Below are 17,367 nucleotides of genomic sequence, written 5' to 3'. Positions count from 1 at the left end.
CGATGCCGGAATGGGAAGGTCAAGACGAGGCGTGGGCGGTGAAGGTTTCGACGATTCTTTTATGTGACCAGGTGGTTCGTCTCGGCGGCATCCACCTTGCGTCCAAGGCAACGGGAATTCCGGTTTCAACCGTATCGGATGCCGTCAGCCGCCTGGAAACCGCCCTCTCCGTCAAGCTTTTCGTCCAGGGTGCAAAAGGCCTGATCCTGACAGCCGAAGGCGGGCGACTTAGCCCGTATCTCGCGCAGGCCACCCATGAAATCTTCGCGATCCACGGCGCGTGCGGCGATGACCATGCGAATGATATTCATCAGAGAAGCGTGTCGCTGATTGCACTGTTCCGCTTCGTGGACATTCTCGAATCGGGCTCGATCCGTAAATCCGCATTGAGGCTTCAAATCGGGCAACCACAGCTGACGCGGATGATGGCGATGCTGGAGGAAAATCTGGGCGTCCGGCTTTTTGAACGGACCCGCAGCGGCTCGCGCGCATCGCCCGAGGGGCTGCGGGTATCGCCCCACGTCCACAAATTACGCGATATCTGGGCTGCGCTGGACTCCACATCCGCCCTGCGTTTCAAGCGGCATCTGCGCCATTGGTCATTCGGCGGCATTCCTCCCGCAACAACTGACAGCCCGACGGCAATTATTCTGGCGCGCATTGCCGCCAACTGGGCACGGCGCTTCGACACACCGCTGCTGATGCAGCCCGGACTTGCAGACAGTCTGCTGGAAGGGCTTGAACAGCAGCGATACGATGCAGTCCTTGTCGACATGCCAGTCAACAATTCCCGCCTGCGCAGCCGTGAGGTTCTGCGCAGCCACCTTTCATGTTTCCTGCAGCATGAAGCACCTGAACTGGCGGATGCATATTCACCGTCACAGATGCGGGAGGCGATCCTCAAGCACCCTCTGGTACTACCTTCCCGCGCCTCCGGACTGCGCCAGACGGCCGAAAGCTTTCTCGAGCACCTGCTTGGGCCAACGTGGCTGTCAAAGGTGCAGTTGATTGAGATCGACAGCATACCGGTGGCAGTGCAACTGATTGTCGGCCACGGATATTGTTCGATATTGCCGTCCGGCGTGGGAATAACCTCCCCCAAGGTGACGAAAATCCCATTGCCGATGACATTTTCTGTTCCATTGCTATTAGCCTGGCGCGCCGATGACAGAGGCACAGATATGGCGCAACGCGTTCTTCAGCTGCTTGATATGACGAGCTAATGGTGGCCGGGTAAGCTCGGCTCCTGCAACTTGGCTTCAAGTCTCTATCATTTCGCCGAGCGCTGGGCTTCCAGCGCAATGAACTTGCAAGAGAAATAGAGGGCGATCACGGGAAGCCTGTCTTCCGGGTTGATGTCGAGCACGACGAAGTATTGGGTGCCCAAGCACGCTCTTTCATTTCATTATCCCTTGCCGTCTTACTGAAGTTGCCCCTCACATACCCAGTTCTCGGTACGCCTGAAGAAATTCTCCGGCAGCAGCCCTTGAGCGTGAAGACGCCATTGATATCGTGCCCGAACTATAGCGGCAGCACGCGTATCGAGGAGTACGCGGCCGCTTCCGGGGAGGATTTCATGAAGTTTTTGCTGGCGCTTTCGCGCGCCATTGATGCTGCCAATTCTGCTATTGGCAAAGGTATTTCGTGGCTGCTGCTCGCCGCCATTCTCATCAGCGCCATCAATGCCGCCATGCGCAAGGCGTTCTCGATGAGTTCCAACGCCTGGCTTGAATCCCAGTGGTATTTGTTCTCCGCTGTGTTTCTGATCGCCGCCGCCTACACGCTCCTCAACAACGAGCATGTGAAGGTCGATCTGATTTACGGAAGCCTGCCGCGCAAGGGGCAATTGTGGGTCGATATCCTCGGGACCATCTTCTTTCTCATGCCCTTTTGCCTCATCACGGTTTATCTCTCCTGGCCGGTGTTCCTGCAGAAATTTGCCTCCGGTGAAGTTTCCAACAACACGGGCGGGCTCATTCAATGGCCGGTCTGGGCGCTGATACCAATCGGCTTCAGCTTGCTCGCCCTTCAGGGCGTGTCGGAACTCATCAAACGCGTCGCAATCCTGCGCGGCGATATCCCCGATCCGGTTGCAGCGGCTGATGCCGCAGCAGCAATGCTCTGATCGAAGGAAGAAACAATAATGGCATTCCTTGCGGAAAATCTCGCGCCGATCATGTTCGCCGCGCTCATCATCGTGCTGCTGTTCGGCTATCCGGTAGCCTTTGCGCTGGCTTTTGTCGGCTTTGTCTTCGGCTTCATCGGGATAGAACTCGGCCTGCTGCCAGCCACGCTATTCCAGGCCATTCCTGATCGCATATTCGGCCAGATGTCGAACGAAACGCTGCTGGCGATACCGTTCTTCACCTTCATGGGGCTCATTCTTGAAAAGAGCGGCATGGCGGAGGATTTGCTGGACACGATCGGCCAGCTGTTTGGACCGGTCCGCGGCGGCATTGCGTTTGCCGTCATCTTCGTCGGGGCAATTCTGGCCGCCACCACCGGCGTCGTCGCCGCCTCGGTCATCTCAATGGGCCTCATCTCGCTTCCCATCATGTTGCGCTATGGCTACGACCGCAAAATCGCCGCAGGTACGATCGCCGCGTCAGGCACGCTGGCGCAGATCATCCCCCCAAGTCTCGTGCTGATCGTGCTGGCTGACCAGCTCGGCCGCTCGGTGGGCGACATGTACAAGGGAGCGCTTGTTCCGGGTCTGATGCTGGTAACGGCTTATACGCTCTACATCATCATCACATCAATCATCAGCCCTACAAAGGTCCCGGCCCTGCCGCTGGAGGCGCGGACCCTGCGCGGCACCAAGTTGCTGCTCAAGGTCATCACCTCGCTGGTGCCTCCGCTCGTCCTGATATTCCTCGTGCTCGGCACGATCTTCCTCGGGATCGCCACCCCCACGGAAGGTGGCGCCATGGGTGCTGTCGGCGCGCTCGCCCTTGCGCTTGCCAACCGTAAACTCAATTTCGGCCTGATCCAGCAGTCACTCTACGCGACGGCAAAGCTGTCGTCCTTCGTTCTGCTCATCCTGCTCGGCGCGCGCGTCTTTTCCCTGACCTTTTATGGCGTGAACGGTCACGTCTGGGTCGAGCATCTGATGACATCGATCCCCGGTGGCGAGATCGGCTTCCTGATCGTCGCCAACCTGCTGGTGTTTTTCCTGGCCTTCTTCCTCGATTATTTCGAGCTGGCCTTCATCATCATCCCGCTGCTGGCGCCGGTCGCCGATGCGCTTGGCATCGACCTGATCTGGTTTGGCGTCATGCTGGCGGTTAATATGCAGACGTCGTTCATGCACCCGCCCTTCGGTTTCTCGCTGTTCTTCCTGCGGTCCGTCGCACCGACGCGTGCCTATAAGGATCGGATCACGGGACAGACGATCCAGCCGGTCACCTCGACCCAGATTTATCTCGGCGCCATTCCCTATCTTTTCATCCAGCTCGCCATGGTCATCATCATCATCGCCTTCCCCGGAATAGTGATGCACTACAAGTCGGGTGCCAAGGTCGCCGATCCCTCGGCCGTCCATATCAATGTACCGATGCCCGGCGCAGGTAGCGACGCCGATCCGTTCGCTAATCCCTTCGCCCCTGGCGGCAACGCCCCAAGCTTCGGCAAGCCCAGCAACCCCTGACATTCCGACGGGCGCACAAGCGCCCGCCGCACCCCATCGACGCACCAAGCGTCGGTCACTTCAATAGGAGGAGGTAATCTTATGAGGAACAATCTGGACCGCAGACACTTCTTGTCCGGCGGCGTGCTTGCCGGGGCGGCTGCGGCCGCTTCGACGCTCACCACGCCGGCCATAGCGCAATCTTTGCCGAACGTTCGCTGGCGCCTGACGTCCGGCTTTCCGAACAATCTGGACACCATCTACGGCGGCGCCGTCGTTATGGCGAACGCATTGAAGGCCATTACCGGCGGCAAGTTCGAAATCCAGGTCTTCCAGGCTGGTGAAATCGTTCCCGGCGCCCAGGCCATCGATGCCGTAAAAGCCAATACCGTCGAGATTTCCCATACCTGCGGCTACTATTTCACGGGGAAAGATCCGACATTCGCCATCGGCTCGACCATCCCCTTCGGCCTGAACGCCCGCCAGCAGAACGCATGGCTCTACCATGGCGGCGGCAACGAAGCTTACAACGAATTCCTTTCCGACTACGGCGTCATCGGTATTCCCGGTGGAGCGACGGGCGCCCAGATGGGCGGCTGGTATCGCAAGGAAATCAAGAGCGTCGAGGATATCAAGGGCCTCAAGATGCGTATTGCCGGCGTCGCGGGGCAGGTGCTTGCCAAGCTTGGCGCGGTGCCGCAGCAGCTCCCGGGCGGCGACATCTATCCGGCGCTGGAACGTGGCACCATCGATGCCGCGGAATGGGTCGGTCCCTATGACGACGAAAAGCTCGGCTTCTACCAGATCGCGCCATACTACTATTACCCCGCGTTCTGGGAGGGCGGACTGACGATCCACTTCTTCGTCAACAAGGACCAATATGCAGCCCTGCCTGATGAATACAAGGCAGCACTCGACACTGCCTGCAAGGCCGCCAACATCAACATGCAGGCGCTGTACGACGTCAAGAACAAGGATGCGATCCGCTCGCTGGTTTCCAAGGGCACGCAGCTTCGCCCGCTGCCCCGCGATGTGCTCGACGCCGCCTACAAGGCGACCTTCGAGCTTTATGACGAGTACACGCAGAAGCATCCCGCATGGGCCAAGATCTATCCGGGCTGGAAGAAATTCCGCGACGAGAGCTTTGAATGGTTCCGCGTCGCCGAATATACCTATGACAGCTACGGCTATGCCATGCAGACGGCCGGCAAATAAGCCGGCATAGACTTTACCGAGGCCCCCGGATGGCGACATTCCGGGGCCTCGGACCTTTAGCGGCTATTCTTTGATAAGCCCGTTATCGATCGCATAGCGGATGAGACCCGCAGTCGTCGCTATATCCAGTTTCCTCTTGATATTCTTGCGATGGGTTTCCATCGTGCGCTCGGCGATGTCGAGCGCCATGGCAGCGTCGCGATTGCTCTTTCCGCGCGCGATCAGCAGCAGAACTTCCTGCTCGCGTGTCGTCAGCGCCTTCAGCCTGCCGGAAGACCCCTCCATCAGCACATCGCGAACGCCAGAGGAAAAATAGGTGCCGCCGGCAGCCACGGTTTCGATTGCGGCGACTATTTCTTCGGTCGCCACGTCCTTCAGAACGTACCCGGCCGCACCATACATGACCGATGTCGATATATATTCCCGGCTGTCATGCATCGACAGCATCAGCACCCGGGCGGAAAGCTGCTTTTCCTTGAACAGTTCCAGGGCATCAATGCCATTGATCTGCGGCATGTTGATATCCATCAGCACCACATCGGGCCGCGTGGCGACAGCCGCGTCGATACCGGCCATGGCGGACAATGCGGTTCCAACGACTGCGAGATGCTCGTAAGTCTCGAGGACGGCCCTCAACCCATCCAGAACCAGAGGATGGTTGTCGATCAGCAGCACACGGATCGGATGAACGGTCACTCGGCGGCCTCCTGTAAGCCGCTATTGCGATCCTTCATGGCGGTGATGGGCAGCACCGCCCGCAGAACGGTTCCCCTTGCGGAGCTTTCGACATCCAGCCTGCCTCCGAAATGCGTCATGCGTTCCTGCATGTTTCTCAAACCGAGCCCCTTGCTTGCCGGCATCCCGTTCTCTGTCCGAACGGTCGGAAAGCCGCGGCCATTGTCGCTGACATCCATCTGTACCCGTTCATCGCGACTGGAAAACCGGATGGCGACCTGCGTCGCGCCGGCATGGCGCTCGATGTTGGTCAGCGCCTCCTGTGCGACACGGTAAAGTGCAACCCGTGCCTCGGGGACAAGCATATGCTTGAAGGCTACGGATTCAAGCGTCGCCGCTATTCCCGTGCGTTCGGAAAAACTCGAGATGAGGGATTCCAGCGCTGCCGTCAGCCCCAGATCGTCGAGGACACGCGGGCGAAGATCGTGGGAAATACGACGTACCTCCTTGATCGCCTCATTTAATGCGACGGCGCCCTTGCCGATCGCCTCGGCGGCTCCGACATTGTCAGGCGCCACCTTGCGCCGCGCGAGATCAATCGCAAAGCGCACTCCGACGAGATTTTGAGAAATGCCGTCATGCAATTCTCTAGCAATGCGCAGGCGCTCCTCTTCCTGGGTATCGATAACCCTCTGCATCAGTTCCTTGAGCCGTCCGTCTGCCAACCTCTGCTGACGCAGATTGAGCAGCATGCAGGTGGCGAACACCAGCAACACAGCAGGGACCGCAAACAGTGCAACAATCAGGAAATTCCATGTAATGGAACGGCGCATTTCCTCCTTCGCCGCCGCTGTCGCGGCAAAAACATCATCCAGATAAACCCCTGTACCGATCATCCAGCGCCATTTGTTGAGGCCGGCTGCAAAAGAAAGCTTATCAGCCATCTTCCCGGTCGAGGGCTTCTCCCATTTATACTGGACAAGACCTCCTCCTTCTTTCGCCTTGACTATCAGGTCATAGATGACGCGGTTGCCGTCGGGATCGTAAAGATCCAGCCAATTACTCCCTGGACGAAAGCTTTGTCGCGGATGGACGACGTTCACGCCGTCATAATCATAGACAAAGAAATAGCCGTCCGTACCGTAATCGAGGTCAGTCAGAATTCGCTTGACCTCCTCCTTCGCAGCCTCGTCATCAGTTCCCGCCCTGTCATAGACCGAACGGATCGCCGAAAGGGCCAAATTGGTGAGGTTAAGGAGTTCAGCCTCCTTTGCAGCGAGCATGTTTCGTTCGAACGCATCGATGCTCGTGCGCGCCAGCGTCATGGACTGCCACGTAATCAGTGCTGTGATAACGATAATCGCAAGAACGAGAGGCCCGATGGCCAATGCGAGAATCTGATTCCTGAGTCTCATGCGGCCCCTCCGACACATTCGCTCTCACTTGCCCTCAGCTAACAATACTTCATACGGCAAGTCGAGCGTGTCAGAACATGATCCTGAGGCGAAATAGAAAGGGGTTCGGGAAATCTGTGCAGCGAGGAACAGTGTGACGCCCTCCGAATAGTGTCACTCAACCGCGCTGAGATAGAACAGTTCTCTCGCCGGGGTGACCGAAAGGCTCCCACCCTCGTCCGTGCTACGCGCCCTATCTGGTCGCTATGTGATATCGCAGGACCGCGCCTGCGGTGGGCGGCTCGATCCGGCGATAAAGCCGGTAACTACACCGGCAACGGAATAGTGTAGGATACCGCAAGGATGATCATCCTCGGTAAGACCTTGCGAATGTCAATTTGCTCAAAGCTGACCGCTCCGATATCGTCGTCATCGCGCATATTCAGGATCGAAAAAATTTGGAATTGGGAGCAAAATTGTGCGCCTAGCCCATTGTTCATGTCATCAGCTAACAGTGGTGACAAACGGCGAACCCCATAAGATATCCGTTTGTCACTGTCGTGCTTGCCAGTATCGTACCGGTTCAGCGTTCGGTGTCGCAGTGTTTTATGCTGCCGATCAAATCAGGGCGTCGGGGAAACACCAAACCTATATACGACCTGGAGATAGCGGAAAGCGCCTAGAGTTCCGTTTTTGCCCCACTTGCGGATCAACCGTCTACTGGATACCGGAATTTCGGCCTAACCTCGTCGCCATCGCCTTGGGCTGTTTTGAAGACCCAGATGCTATGGAACCAACTCAGAGCGTGTATGAAGCGACCCGCCATGCATGGGTTTCTCTATCTTTTCGAGATTCTGGATAGAGATGAAGGTCGAATGCTTCAGCTCGAGCTTTCGAGATTACACACAATTGCTGTTGAAAAGATACGAACCGCCGACTTTGCCGTTTTCATCAAGCTTGCTCGCGCGTTGCCTCCAGTATCAGGTCCTTAAACGACATTGCAGATGTCCATGTGAACGGTTACCGCCGAGAAGACCAACGAATAAGGATACATAAGCCGGCGACTTGCTTCTTGTTTCACATTGCGGTTTCAGATCGTTTTGGCTTGCGTATGGCGCGAACTTTGGGGCTATCGCCAGCCCCGCAGAAAAACCGATCGCGTCCGTCGGATTCAAGTCCTGAAACTGCCATTCCCGCTGGCATATCCAACCGCTCCAATACTTCACCGGTCGAAGGATCGATGCGGCGGACATCGCTTTGGTCGTTCTCCCATGTACCGTGCCAGAGCTCGCCGTCGACCCAGGTGACCCCGGTAACGAAGCGATCGGTTTCAATCGTGCGCAGCACCTTTCCCGTCTCAGGATCGATTTGATGGATTTTGCGGCCGCGATGTTGCCCGACCCAGAGCGAACCTTCAGCCCATGCAAGACCGGAATCGCCTCCATTGCCGGGGGCGGAAATCGTGGCAAGCACCTCGCCAGTCTGTGGATCGACCTTCTGAATCACCGCTTCAGCAATCTGGAACAGGTGCTTGCCATCGAATGCCGTGCCGGCATCAGCGGCAATATTAAGCGAGTTCAGCACGTTCCCGTTGTCCGGATCGAAGGCGTCCAGCCTCTCGCCTGTCGCCATCCAGACCCGGCGGCCGTCAAAGCTGACCCCATGGACGCGATCCACTCCGGGAAAAGGGCCATATTCGCGGATGATTTCGGCGGCTGTTTGTTTCATGCCCTCATCCTAGACTAGAACGCCGACGGTGGGGAGTAACAAGCTTGTCGGGAAACCCGGTACGCTCGTCGCAATCCAGCGACGGGCGCGCCCGTGGCCGAACCATTCCACCTTGTCATTTTGCGCAAGGGTGTCGAGCGCCCGCTGTACCGTGCGTGGACTGACGTCGAGCGCGAGCGCCAGCGCGGAGCTGGACCAGGCTTCGCCATCGGCGAGAAGCGCCAGCATGTCGCCATGCTCGTCTTCGACAGGCGGCGCAAACACCGCGACCGCGCCGCTATCATGGGGCTCCAATACGAATCCCCGCTCGGTGGCGCGTATCTCCGCCAAGGGCCTGATTGCCTCGCGCAGACGCCCGATCTCGACCCGCAGCCGAGCGCGATGCGATTCATCTGCTTCCCGTGCGCGAAAGGCGCGGACGAGAAGCTCTTCCCGCGTGACATCTTCCGGCCAAGCCTCACCGAGCACGCGCATGAGTGCGAACAGGACCGGACGACTGGCGAGAAAGACGATGGCTTTATTGACGCGCACGACGTTCCGGCACACATCGATGACGGTCGCCCCCGATGCAGTGAGCGCCTCGACCTCATCGAGCCGAAGAAGCCGTTCTCCATTGCGCAAGACCAGCCGCGCGGCAGGCGCTTCGAAGTTCCGTACGGCTCTGTCGACTTCGGCTTTCAATGCGGCATTGCCAAAGGCAGCCGCGACGCTTTCCGCGCGATCGAGCGCATCACGAGCCGGCTTCGCGCGTATGCGGCGTATCGCGATGCCCGCGACTACCAACTCGTAGCCTACCCGCGATGTCATCGGCAACGCACCGGCATCGAAGCCGCCCAGAACCCACTCGGCTTCGTCGAGACGGCCGATCAACAGCAAGCGCCTTGCTTCGAGATAGCCGGCATGCGCGGCGTTCGCAAAGTCTCCGAATGTCTCCAGCGTGGACCGGGCGGCGGCGAGCCCCTCCATGGGACGGCCAAGGTCGCGCAAGACCAACGCGATCTCTGCTTCCGCGAGGTTGCATCGTGCACGGGCCATAGGCTCTTGGTTGCCGAAAGCGCGTGCCGCGTTTCCCAGCAGTTCCTTCGCGCGCGCAAGGTCGCCGAGTTGCGCCATGGCAATGCCGCGCAGGGCGAGTGCAGGAGCATCGGCGCGTAGAGCGATGTGCTTGAGTGCTGCAAGCGGATCGCCCGCCGCAAGCGCCCGCGCCGCGAAGGTCATCAGAGTGTCCATTCAAATCCCGTCACACTTGTTACTCACATTCTCCCGCCATTCGGACATAGATTTTTGTCAGGCTAAGCGTCGCGGGAAGCGTTGTCGAACCTCAATTGGGAATTCAGAAATGACAATGTCCAAACCAACAAGAAAACGCTCTTCGGACACCCTGCGATCAGGCGATATGACAGGCTGGCTCGTTCTTGCAGCTTCGCCAACCTTCGCGTCGATGGCCTGGATTTCGGCGAACGACATTCAGGTGAGTATCTGCGCGTCCCCACCCGGCATGCTGCCGATCAGTGGCATGGCCTTCATGTACCTGCTGATGAGCCTCTTTCACCTGTCGCCCTGGCTGAAGCTCGCTTCCGCTTACTGGCGGCAATGCCCATCCCCTAAAACCCGAGGAGACTGACAATGAACCACAAAATCGTTTCAGCCAAAGACTGGCTCGCCGCCCGGCGGGATTTTCTGAAAGCGGAGAAAGAGCTTACTCGACACCGGGACGAGGTCACCCAAAAGCGGCTGGCGCTGCCATGGGTACGAATCGAGAAGGAATATGTGTTCGATACGCTCGATGGCCCCCGAACGCTTGCCGATCTGTTCGATGACCGATCGCAGCTTCTGGTGCAGCACTTCATGTTCGCGCCGGGATGGAAGGAGGGTTGCCCGAGTTGCTCTTTCATGGCCGATCATACCGATGGCATGAACAATCATCTTTCGCATCACGACGTTACCATGATCGCCGTATCGCGCGCACCGCTCGCCGACATCGAGCGCTATCGTAAACGGATGGGCTGGCAGTTCAAATGGGTGTCGTCCTTCGGAAATGACTTCAATCACGATTTCCGTGTCAGCTTCACACCAGGCGAAGTCGCCTCCGGAAAGATCGACTATAATTTCGGAGAGTGGCCGGAACTCGGCGAGGAATGGCCGGGCATCAGCGCCTTCTACAAGGACGACGCCGGCCAGGTCTTCCGCACCTACTCCACCTATGGGCGCGGCGTCGAGGCGATGATGGGCACCTATCAGCTGCTCGATCTCGCCCCGAAGGGACGCAACGAAGCCGAAGGAATGGACTGGGTGCGCCGCCAAGATCGGTACGAATAGCAGTCCTTATGTTTGCCAATGCAATTGCCGCGAGCCGTGACTGGGGAGGATATGATGCCCGAAACGGTCTCAAGGAAAAGCTCTTGGCCGATCTCGTCCAACGTGTCGAGTTCACCGCGCTCTTCGAGGATCGCCATCGCGGTGATGAGTTCGTTTAACTTCACGAGGTTGGGCGGCCTTAACGTTGATCGTCAAATCGGCGTGTCCACCATTGCGTATACTCCATCTCATCGACGCCGTAGGGCGCTCGTAGATAGGGATAGTCCCAGTTCTCGTAGCGCAGGGGCTTGAGGAAATCATTGACCGCGCGGTATGCCGCCGGCACCCGCCCCTTGTTCAGGTCGCCCAGTACAGGCCGTTCACCCGCCTGGAAAACGACGCCACCCTCATAGGGATGGAGGACGATCTCGTCTCCGAGCACCTCTCTCGCCTTCTCAAGACCACCGACGCGCTCAAGCAACTCATCATTGACAGCTGTCAGCCAGTTCACGTCACGGATCACATCAGTGCGCTGTGAAATGCTTAGTCCAAAACGGATGCCATCTTCGTAGAGGAGACCGGGAAATCTGCGGAACAGTGGATAGGCCCGCTCGGTTGCACCTGTCGCATAGGAATAGAAAAAAAGCGACATGCCCGACACGGCGTAAAAAACCTGAAGGTCACGGCAGGCGTCAACGAAGAAACGCACAACACCTATTGGATCTAGCGATAGTTGCGACAACCTCGTCTGGTACATCAGCTGCCCACAGCCGCCACGATACCCAATGCCGGGAAGAAGTGCCGTCAAATAGTCGTGTGCCGGATCGGTCGACCGCAGAGCTTTGGCAGGCATATGTCTGATATAAAAGCCTGCTGTCTCCTTCTCATCAGCGTAATTGCTCTGTGCTAGATGCCGCTCGATGTCATCTCTCGAAGACACACGGCGCGAACGCTCACCAACCGTCAGCAGATTGGTATTTCCTTTCGTAACATCGTAGTAGCGCAACGCCAGATCAAGCGCCGCTCGGCGTGTCCGCAGTGTTTCACCATCCGCAAAATAGAACCCGGCCGTCAGCCCGAACAACCATTGGATGGCATTGCCCGGCGGCAAACCGATCTCGTCCAACTTGTCGAGTTCACCGCGCTCTTCGAGGGTCGCCGTTGTGGCGATGAATCCGTTTATATCCAAGACGCCATCCTAGCGCTCGCCGCCATCAAACCGGCGTGTCCACCATTCTGTGTACTCCATCTTATCGACATCATATGGCGCTCTAAGATAGGCGCGCTCCCAGGTCTCGTAACGCAGGGGCTTGAGGAAATCATTGACTGCGCGATAGGCCGCCGGCACCCTCCCCTTGTTCAGGTCACCGAGCACAGGCCGTTCGCCAGCCTGGAAAACGACGCCACCCTCGTAAGGATGAAGGATGACTTCTTCGCCGAGTACCGCTCGCGCCTTATCGAGACCGCCGACTCGCGAGAGCAGTTCATCGTTGACGGCAGTCAGCCAGTTCACGTCACGGATAGTGTCCGTCCGGTCTCGTATGGCCAATCCAAAACGCGCACCATCTTCGTAAAGCAGCCCAGGAAACCTGCGAAACAGAGGATAGGCTTTCGCAGTTGCGCCAGACGCATAGGAATAGAAAAAGAGCGACAAACCCGACACGGCATAGAAAACCCGCAGATCGCGACAGGCGTCAACGAAGAAACGGATCACACCTGCCGGGTAGCGCGACAGCGCCGATAGCCCCGTCTGGCACATGAGGTGACCGTTGCCACCGCGATAACCGGCGCCTGGAAGAAGGGCCGTAAAGTAGTCGTGAACCGGATCGGTGGGACGCAGCGCCTGTTTTGGCATGTGCCTGATATAGAAACTCGCTGTCTCTCTTCCGTCGTAATATTCACCCTGCGACAGATATTCCTCGATCTGTTTTCCTGCTGAAACACGGCGTGTCCGCTCGTTAAACGACAATAAATTGGTATTGCCCTCTGCGAGGTCGTAATAGCGCAGTGCCAAACCGAGCATGGCCTGGCGTATTTGACGCGTTTCTCCATCGGCAAAATAGAACCCTGCCGTCAACCCGAATAACCACTGGATTGCATTGCCGGGCGGCAATCCGATTTCATCCAGTTTTTCGAGTTCACCCCGCTCCTCAAGGATGGCCATTGCGGTGATGAGTTCGTTTAAATTCACGAGGCTAAGCGGCCTTAATGTTGATCGTCAAATCGGCGTGTCCACCATTGCGTATACTCCATCTCATCGACATCGTGGGGAGCCCGTAGATAAGGATAGTCCCAGTTCTCGTAGCGCAGGGGCTTGAGGAAATCATTGACCGCGCGGTATGCCGCCGGCACCCGCCCCTTGTTCAGGTCGCCCAGTACAGGCCGTTCACCCGCCTGGAAAACAACGCCACCCTCATAGGGATGGAGGACGATCTCGTCTCCGAGCACCTCTCTCGCCTTCTCAAGACCACCGACGCGCTCAAGCAACTCATCATTGACAGCTGTCAGCCAGTTCACGTCACGGATCACATCGATGCGGCGCAATATTTCCAGGGTGAAATTACTGCCATCTTCGTAAAGAAGGCCCGGAAACCGACGGAACAGAGGATATGCTTTTTCAGTCGCACCCGCCGCATAGGAATAGAAAAAAAGCGACATTCCGGAAACGGCATAAAAAACCCGGAGATCACGGCAGGCGTCAACGAAGAGGCGAACCACGCCAGTTGGGTCGCGTGATAATTCCGATAACCGCGTCTGATACATCAAGCGCCCATTGCCGCCGCGGTAGCCGGCACTCGGGAGAAGGACAGTAAAATAGTCGTGAACCGGATCGGTGGAACGCAGCGCCTGTTTTGGCATGTGCCTGATATAGAAGCTCGCTGTCTCCCCCTCGTCAAAATACTCGTCTTTTGACAGATTTTGCGCAACGTCTTCCCGTGACGAGATACGACGTACACGCTCGTTAAAGGACAACAAATTTGTGTTGCCTTCCGTAAGGTCGTAATAACGTAGCGCCAGATCCAGCATGGCTTGGCGTGTACGCCGTGTCTCACCATCGGCAAAATAGAACCCCGCCGTCAGCCCGAACAGCCATTGGATGGCGTTGCCCGGCGGCAGGCCGATTTCGTCAAGCTTCTCCAATTCGCCACGCTCTTCGAAGTTCGCCATGGCAGCGACCAGTTCGTTTAAATTCATGACATCATCCTACCAGCTTGGCACGGGCGGGCGGCGCCCACCCGGGATTCGGGGTCCGGGCAAGGGGAGCCAGATCGGCGGGCCATTCTCAAGCCCCTTTTTTAACTGCCGCCATCGTTCTTCGGCTTCCCACTGGCGCTCCTGTTCACGCTGCCTCACAGATTCCTCGCAGTTGTCACACTCATCCAACACCACGAACTCCTTGTAACGAGCTCTGTGCCGTCGTGCGATAGCGCGATAGGCATCATCCTTCGCGGTTTCATTTGGAAACTTGTCCCCCGGAAACTTCATGTCGTACATGTGGGTCATCTGGCCGTTTTCGACTTTGACCACGTCCAGCCAGCGGGAGCCGCGGACATTGAACCATCTCGTGCCGCCCCAGGGCGCCCGACGGGGAACCTTTGGAATGTCGTGTTCCTCTCCCTGCAGGATGATATTGCCGGGCGGTTTGTCCGGGAATGTATTGTTCGGATTGTTCGGGTCCCAGAATCCAAGCTCGGAAACATAGCCGTAATTGGTGCGGGGATCGCCGACCGGCATGCTGCTGCCAAGCACCGTGTTCGGATATTGCGCCTGGATCGTTGCATCTACACAGCGCTGATAGCGTCCCGGGCTCGCCTCGTCGTCGCGCGGCAAAACCTGATCGACCCATTCAAGACCCTCGGTAACGCTGTTTCTCGGACGATGCAGCGCATAACAGCGGCAGCCCACTTCACACAGGTAACGCTCGGGATCACCTTCGGGCAGATCGGTTTTGTAACCTCCGACCGATACGGTGTTGCCCTTGTTGAGGAGCATCTTGTCGGTAAGGCGCGTCACTGCGCGGCCTTGCATGAAGACGTTGGGGGACCAGGAAAGGAAGGTGGCCTGATGCAGATGCGTGCCGGATTTGATTCCACCGGACGAACCGGGTTCATCGCCGATCGATTTGGCGAACCGGGAGCCGCGCACGCCATTCATCACTCCGCCATGCGAGAACACCGTGGTCGTCCCGTCGGCAAGATCGCGGGCAAATGCGGTATTCGTGTATGGCACGGGCACAGGCTTGGGCGGGGTCAGGCAAACATCCGGCAAGGTCGAGCGGACGTAGCCATTGGAGTTTTTGTGGCAGAGCGTAATCCCGTTGATGCGGATTGTTTCCTTCATGCGTCTACCCTACCGGTTCTTATGTCGCGCTGGACGCTTTCCACAATTGTTGCCGCTCTCAGCCCGTCGCGGGAACTGGCCGACAGAAGAGTGTAGCGAAACGCTTCGCCGTCCGGTTCGGCATTTTCCCTGCGCGATCCCGGCGCCGGCGCAAGTGCAAGAGCGGCCATCACAAGCCCGCTTGCCGCCCCAAGATCACCGAGCTGAAGCGACGGTATTTCCGCCCTGTCGGCCAGCTCGGCCATTTCCGCGGCATTGGTTGTGATCGCATAGCCAAATTCCTCAGCGCGTACGCGATCGCCATTGAGATCGACAATAAAGCGATCAGGAGAAAAGCCTCCTTCGAGGAGCATCCCATAACAGCTCGCAAGGGCGCGACCCATCAATCCGCGCTCGGGATCAATCGGGCTTTCAGGCTCTTCCATGGTAGAAAGGCGCGCGATTCGACCAAGCCGCACATCATTTTCCGGCCCAAGTGCCAACACGGCCGCAGCTTCGCCGGGAACCATGCCGTAGGGGTTGTCTCGTGTCAGCAGTTCACCGTGATAGGCCAGACTGTCGAGCATGTCTGAGTGGATATAACTGTCAACGACGGCAACGAGAACAATTCTCCCCGTTCTCCTCACGATTTCCGGACCATCCCTGCCAACAAGCTGCAGGCTTTCAGCCTGTCCGCCGAAGGAAACGGAGAGGCTCGTCACCTGCGGCAAAGGGGCCTGGTGGAGCCTGGTATTAAAGTCCTCTGCGACAGGTCCGCCCTCCATCCAATAGGGCAGCAGCAGAAGCATCGCATAGTCCGCGCTTTCCTGTCCGCGCTTCGTCAACTGCGCAACGCAATCGGCAAGCCCGCAGGCGAGTAGTTTTCGCAGACGCTCGACATAGTCCCGCTCTTCCGTCAACGGAAAGACCGCCGCAAGGGTTGGCGGTCGCCCGTCCGCCATCACCAGGTTGCGGTCCTTCTCGGTAAATCGTTCGCCGCTCGAATAGGCGGCAATTGCCGTTTCAAAGTCTTTGCCCGCCGGACACGTCAGGCCGGCCGCCAGGATTGAAACCGCCGTTCTCATGCGACAACTCCGGCCATTTGCCTCAGTCGGAGAAAAGAGACCTCGACATCCTGGTCGCGCCCGCCACATGGCACATGGGCATTCCATACCAGATCCACGAGGCGCTCATCGCCAGTGATCTCCACCTGAACGAGCCTGAACCTGTGCGTCAGCGTCTTTCCGGCAATACGCGTATCAGCTTCGAGGATACATTGCGGCAGGCGAAATGCATAACCGCCTTCCGGATGAAGCCCTTCCAGTCGTACCGGCTCACCGCCGCGCAACTCACCGGAATAGATTTGATCGACCGGCGCGGTCTGGTGGAAATTTTCGGAGAAATCGGAAGGCAAAAGCGGCGACCTGTTTTTAATCCAAGCGTCGTCATAGGTGCCAGCATGGATACGCCGCGTTGTCCAAGCCGGCTGAATAGCGCCAAACCCGACTGGCTGCGAAAGCGGGCGACCTGGATCGAAGACATCCGCAGGCGCTGCGATCTGCGGCATAACCAGTTCGGCTCCCTCCGGCGCGCGCTCGAAATGACGTGACCAGCCCCGGCCAATTGGATTGGCTTCGCACTCGGCCCCATCATCATCCGCAAAAAGATCGCTTCCGCCGAGCGAACGCCTCCATGATAGTTCGACGCGCGAGGCCCGCTCTTTTTCAGCGACCTCCCAGCCGTGCTTTTTTTTGACCATACGCGCTTCGCCCGTGACGGCAGCCTGCTTTGTCATTGTACCTACAGCAACCGTGACATCGATACGGTCTATCGGCTTCTCGTCAGGTGCAACGGCTGAGCCGTTGACAAGAATATCTGCGGCGGGCCTGAAAGGTGCGAAATCAGCATCCGCGAGGAGCTCATTTGCCTCGGCATCGCGATAGGCTGGAGAGAGCCGAACGGGCTGCGGCTCAAGAAGATCGGTCATACCGTCCGGACGCGCGCGAAACCGCCCGCGCACGGCGACACACCAATATTCCTTTCCATCGCGGTCGCGAATGAAATAGCCGTCCGCAGAGAAAGGCGTGTTGTTGCTGACAGCCCACATGCCGG

18 protein-coding genes are annotated in these 17,367 nt (G+C 58.0%); 8 read left to right on the top strand and 10 right to left on the bottom strand.

The annotated features are described in order from the left end of the window. Positions 1–2: 2 nt before the first annotated feature. The 4 genes from ACQZ5F_RS19265 to ACQZ5F_RS19250 all read left to right on the top strand — a co-directional run bounded on the left by ACQZ5F_RS19265 (position 3) and on the right by ACQZ5F_RS19250 (position 4,840). Positions 3–1,223 (top strand): LysR family transcriptional regulator, encoded by a 1,221-nt coding sequence (locus ACQZ5F_RS19265; protein WP_448730724.1) that lies wholly within the window; start codon positions 3–5, stop codon positions 1,221–1,223. 353 nt (positions 1,224–1,576) lie between these two features. Further along, a complete protein-coding gene (locus ACQZ5F_RS19260; RefSeq protein WP_052819096.1) occupies positions 1,577–2,125 on the top strand; it encodes a TRAP transporter small permease subunit in 549 nt (182 codons plus the stop codon). A gap of 15 nt (positions 2,126–2,140) precedes the next feature. After that, entirely contained in the window at positions 2,141–3,646 is a 1,506-nt protein-coding gene (locus ACQZ5F_RS19255) for a TRAP transporter large permease (RefSeq protein WP_046802203.1), read from the top strand. A gap of 81 nt (positions 3,647–3,727) precedes the next feature. Then, the gene (locus ACQZ5F_RS19250; protein ID WP_448730723.1) at positions 3,728–4,840 is read left to right on the top strand and encodes a TRAP transporter substrate-binding protein; all 1,113 of its coding nucleotides are present in this window, start codon (positions 3,728–3,730) and stop codon (positions 4,838–4,840) included. 63 nt (positions 4,841–4,903) lie between these two features. On the opposite strand, the gene mctR is transcribed toward ACQZ5F_RS19250, so the two are convergent. After that, a complete protein-coding gene (mctR, locus tag ACQZ5F_RS19245; RefSeq protein WP_448730722.1) occupies positions 4,904–5,536 on the bottom strand; it encodes a two-component system response regulator MctR in 633 nt (210 codons plus the stop codon). Continuing rightward, positions 5,533–6,930, bottom strand: a complete 1,398-nt coding sequence (gene mctS, locus ACQZ5F_RS19240) for a two-component system sensor histidine kinase MctS (RefSeq protein WP_225338450.1) — start codon at positions 6,928–6,930, stop codon at positions 5,533–5,535. The genes mctR and mctS overlap by 4 nt, the downstream gene beginning before the upstream one ends. Before the next feature lie 454 nt (positions 6,931–7,384). Between mctS and ACQZ5F_RS19235 the strand changes: the two genes are divergently transcribed. Then, positions 7,385–7,771, top strand: coding sequence for a GFA family protein (locus ACQZ5F_RS19235; RefSeq protein ID WP_225338468.1), 387 nt, complete (start codon positions 7,385–7,387; stop codon positions 7,769–7,771). Between the two features lie 215 nt (positions 7,772–7,986). On the opposite strand, the gene ACQZ5F_RS19230 is transcribed toward ACQZ5F_RS19235, so the two are convergent. Next, positions 7,987–8,637 (bottom strand): Vgb family protein, encoded by a 651-nt coding sequence (locus tag ACQZ5F_RS19230; RefSeq protein WP_225338451.1) that lies wholly within the window; start codon positions 8,635–8,637, stop codon positions 7,987–7,989. Between the two features lie 9 nt (positions 8,638–8,646). Further along, positions 8,647–9,867 carry a helix-turn-helix domain-containing protein gene (locus ACQZ5F_RS19225; protein WP_448730721.1) on the bottom strand — a complete coding sequence of 407 codons (1,221 nt, stop codon included), beginning with the start codon at positions 9,865–9,867 and terminating at the stop codon, positions 8,647–8,649. Between the two features lie 115 nt (positions 9,868–9,982). Between ACQZ5F_RS19225 and ACQZ5F_RS19220 the strand changes: the two genes are divergently transcribed. From ACQZ5F_RS19220 to ACQZ5F_RS19210, 3 genes are read left to right on the top strand one after another with little or no spacing between them, the layout of a single operon-like run. Then, positions 9,983–10,261, top strand: coding sequence for a hypothetical protein (locus tag ACQZ5F_RS19220; protein WP_225338453.1), 279 nt, complete (start codon positions 9,983–9,985; stop codon positions 10,259–10,261). 2 nt (positions 10,262–10,263) lie between these two features. Next, positions 10,264–10,956 (top strand): DUF899 domain-containing protein, encoded by a 693-nt coding sequence (locus ACQZ5F_RS19215; RefSeq protein WP_225338454.1) that lies wholly within the window; start codon positions 10,264–10,266, stop codon positions 10,954–10,956. A gap of 8 nt (positions 10,957–10,964) precedes the next feature. Further along, a complete protein-coding gene (locus ACQZ5F_RS19210; RefSeq protein WP_225338455.1) occupies positions 10,965–11,114 on the top strand; it encodes a hypothetical protein in 150 nt (49 codons plus the stop codon). A 20-nt stretch (positions 11,115–11,134) separates the two neighbouring features. On the opposite strand, the gene ACQZ5F_RS19205 is transcribed toward ACQZ5F_RS19210, so the two are convergent. The 6 genes from ACQZ5F_RS19205 to ACQZ5F_RS19180 are packed head-to-tail and all read right to left on the bottom strand — an operon-like array spanning position 11,135 to position 17,362. Then, positions 11,135–12,124, bottom strand: coding sequence for a type VI immunity family protein (locus tag ACQZ5F_RS19205; RefSeq protein ID WP_225338456.1), 990 nt, complete (start codon positions 12,122–12,124; stop codon positions 11,135–11,137). A 9-nt stretch (positions 12,125–12,133) separates the two neighbouring features. Continuing rightward, on the bottom strand, positions 12,134–13,126 hold the full coding sequence (locus ACQZ5F_RS19200; protein WP_448730720.1) for a type VI immunity family protein: 993 nt from the start codon (positions 13,124–13,126) through the stop codon (positions 12,134–12,136). A gap of 14 nt (positions 13,127–13,140) precedes the next feature. Further along, positions 13,141–14,130, bottom strand: coding sequence for a type VI immunity family protein (locus ACQZ5F_RS19195; RefSeq protein ID WP_225244481.1), 990 nt, complete (start codon positions 14,128–14,130; stop codon positions 13,141–13,143). Positions 14,131–14,139: 9 nt separating this feature from the next. Continuing rightward, complete coding sequence (locus ACQZ5F_RS19190; RefSeq protein WP_225338458.1) at positions 14,140–15,276, bottom strand: DUF4150 domain-containing protein; 1,137 nt, start codon at positions 15,274–15,276, stop codon at positions 14,140–14,142. Continuing rightward, positions 15,273–16,340 carry a hypothetical protein gene (locus tag ACQZ5F_RS19185; RefSeq protein ID WP_225338459.1) on the bottom strand — a complete coding sequence of 356 codons (1,068 nt, stop codon included), beginning with the start codon at positions 16,338–16,340 and terminating at the stop codon, positions 15,273–15,275. The genes ACQZ5F_RS19190 and ACQZ5F_RS19185 overlap by 4 nt, the downstream gene beginning before the upstream one ends. Further along, complete coding sequence (locus ACQZ5F_RS19180; RefSeq protein ID WP_225338460.1) at positions 16,337–17,362, bottom strand: DUF2169 family type VI secretion system accessory protein; 1,026 nt, start codon at positions 17,360–17,362, stop codon at positions 16,337–16,339. Before ACQZ5F_RS19180 ends, ACQZ5F_RS19185 begins: the two co-directional genes overlap by 4 nt. Positions 17,363–17,367: the final 5 nt, after the last annotated feature.

The organism is Agrobacterium sp. 22-210-1, from assembly GCF_053522525.1.
The sequence above is the reverse complement of the archived record's forward strand: the minus strand, read 5'-3'. Positions and strand labels throughout refer to the sequence as shown.

Bases quoted from the DNA above. Each gene is read 5' to 3' on its own strand.
- ACQZ5F_RS19265 (WP_448730724.1), top strand. From the start codon at position 3: ATGCCGGAATGGGAAGGTCAAGACGAGGCGTGGGCGGTGAAGGTTTCG.
- ACQZ5F_RS19260 (WP_052819096.1), top strand. From the start codon at position 1,577: ATGAAGTTTTTGCTGGCGCTTTCGCGCGCCATTGATGCTGCCAATTCT.
- ACQZ5F_RS19250 (WP_448730723.1), top strand. From the start codon at position 3,728: ATGAGGAACAATCTGGACCGCAGACACTTCTTGTCCGGCGGCGTGCTT.
- mctS (WP_225338450.1), bottom strand. From the start codon at position 6,930: ATGAGACTCAGGAATCAGATTCTCGCATTGGCCATCGGGCCTCTCGTT.
- ACQZ5F_RS19230 (WP_225338451.1), bottom strand. From the start codon at position 8,637: ATGAAACAAACAGCCGCCGAAATCATCCGCGAATATGGCCCTTTTCCC.
- ACQZ5F_RS19225 (WP_448730721.1), bottom strand. From the start codon at position 9,867: ATGGACACTCTGATGACCTTCGCGGCGCGGGCGCTTGCGGCGGGCGAT.
- ACQZ5F_RS19220 (WP_225338453.1), top strand. From the start codon at position 9,983: ATGTCCAAACCAACAAGAAAACGCTCTTCGGACACCCTGCGATCAGGC.
- ACQZ5F_RS19215 (WP_225338454.1), top strand. From the start codon at position 10,264: ATGAACCACAAAATCGTTTCAGCCAAAGACTGGCTCGCCGCCCGGCGG.
- ACQZ5F_RS19210 (WP_225338455.1), top strand. From the start codon at position 10,965: ATGTTTGCCAATGCAATTGCCGCGAGCCGTGACTGGGGAGGATATGAT.
- ACQZ5F_RS19195 (WP_225244481.1), bottom strand. From the start codon at position 14,130: ATGAATTTAAACGAACTGGTCGCTGCCATGGCGAACTTCGAAGAGCGT.
- ACQZ5F_RS19190 (WP_225338458.1), bottom strand. From the start codon at position 15,276: ATGAAGGAAACAATCCGCATCAACGGGATTACGCTCTGCCACAAAAAC.
- ACQZ5F_RS19185 (WP_225338459.1), bottom strand. From the start codon at position 16,340: ATGAGAACGGCGGTTTCAATCCTGGCGGCCGGCCTGACGTGTCCGGCG.
- ACQZ5F_RS19180 (WP_225338460.1), bottom strand. From the start codon at position 17,362: ATGTGGGCTGTCAGCAACAACACGCCTTTCTCTGCGGACGGCTATTTC.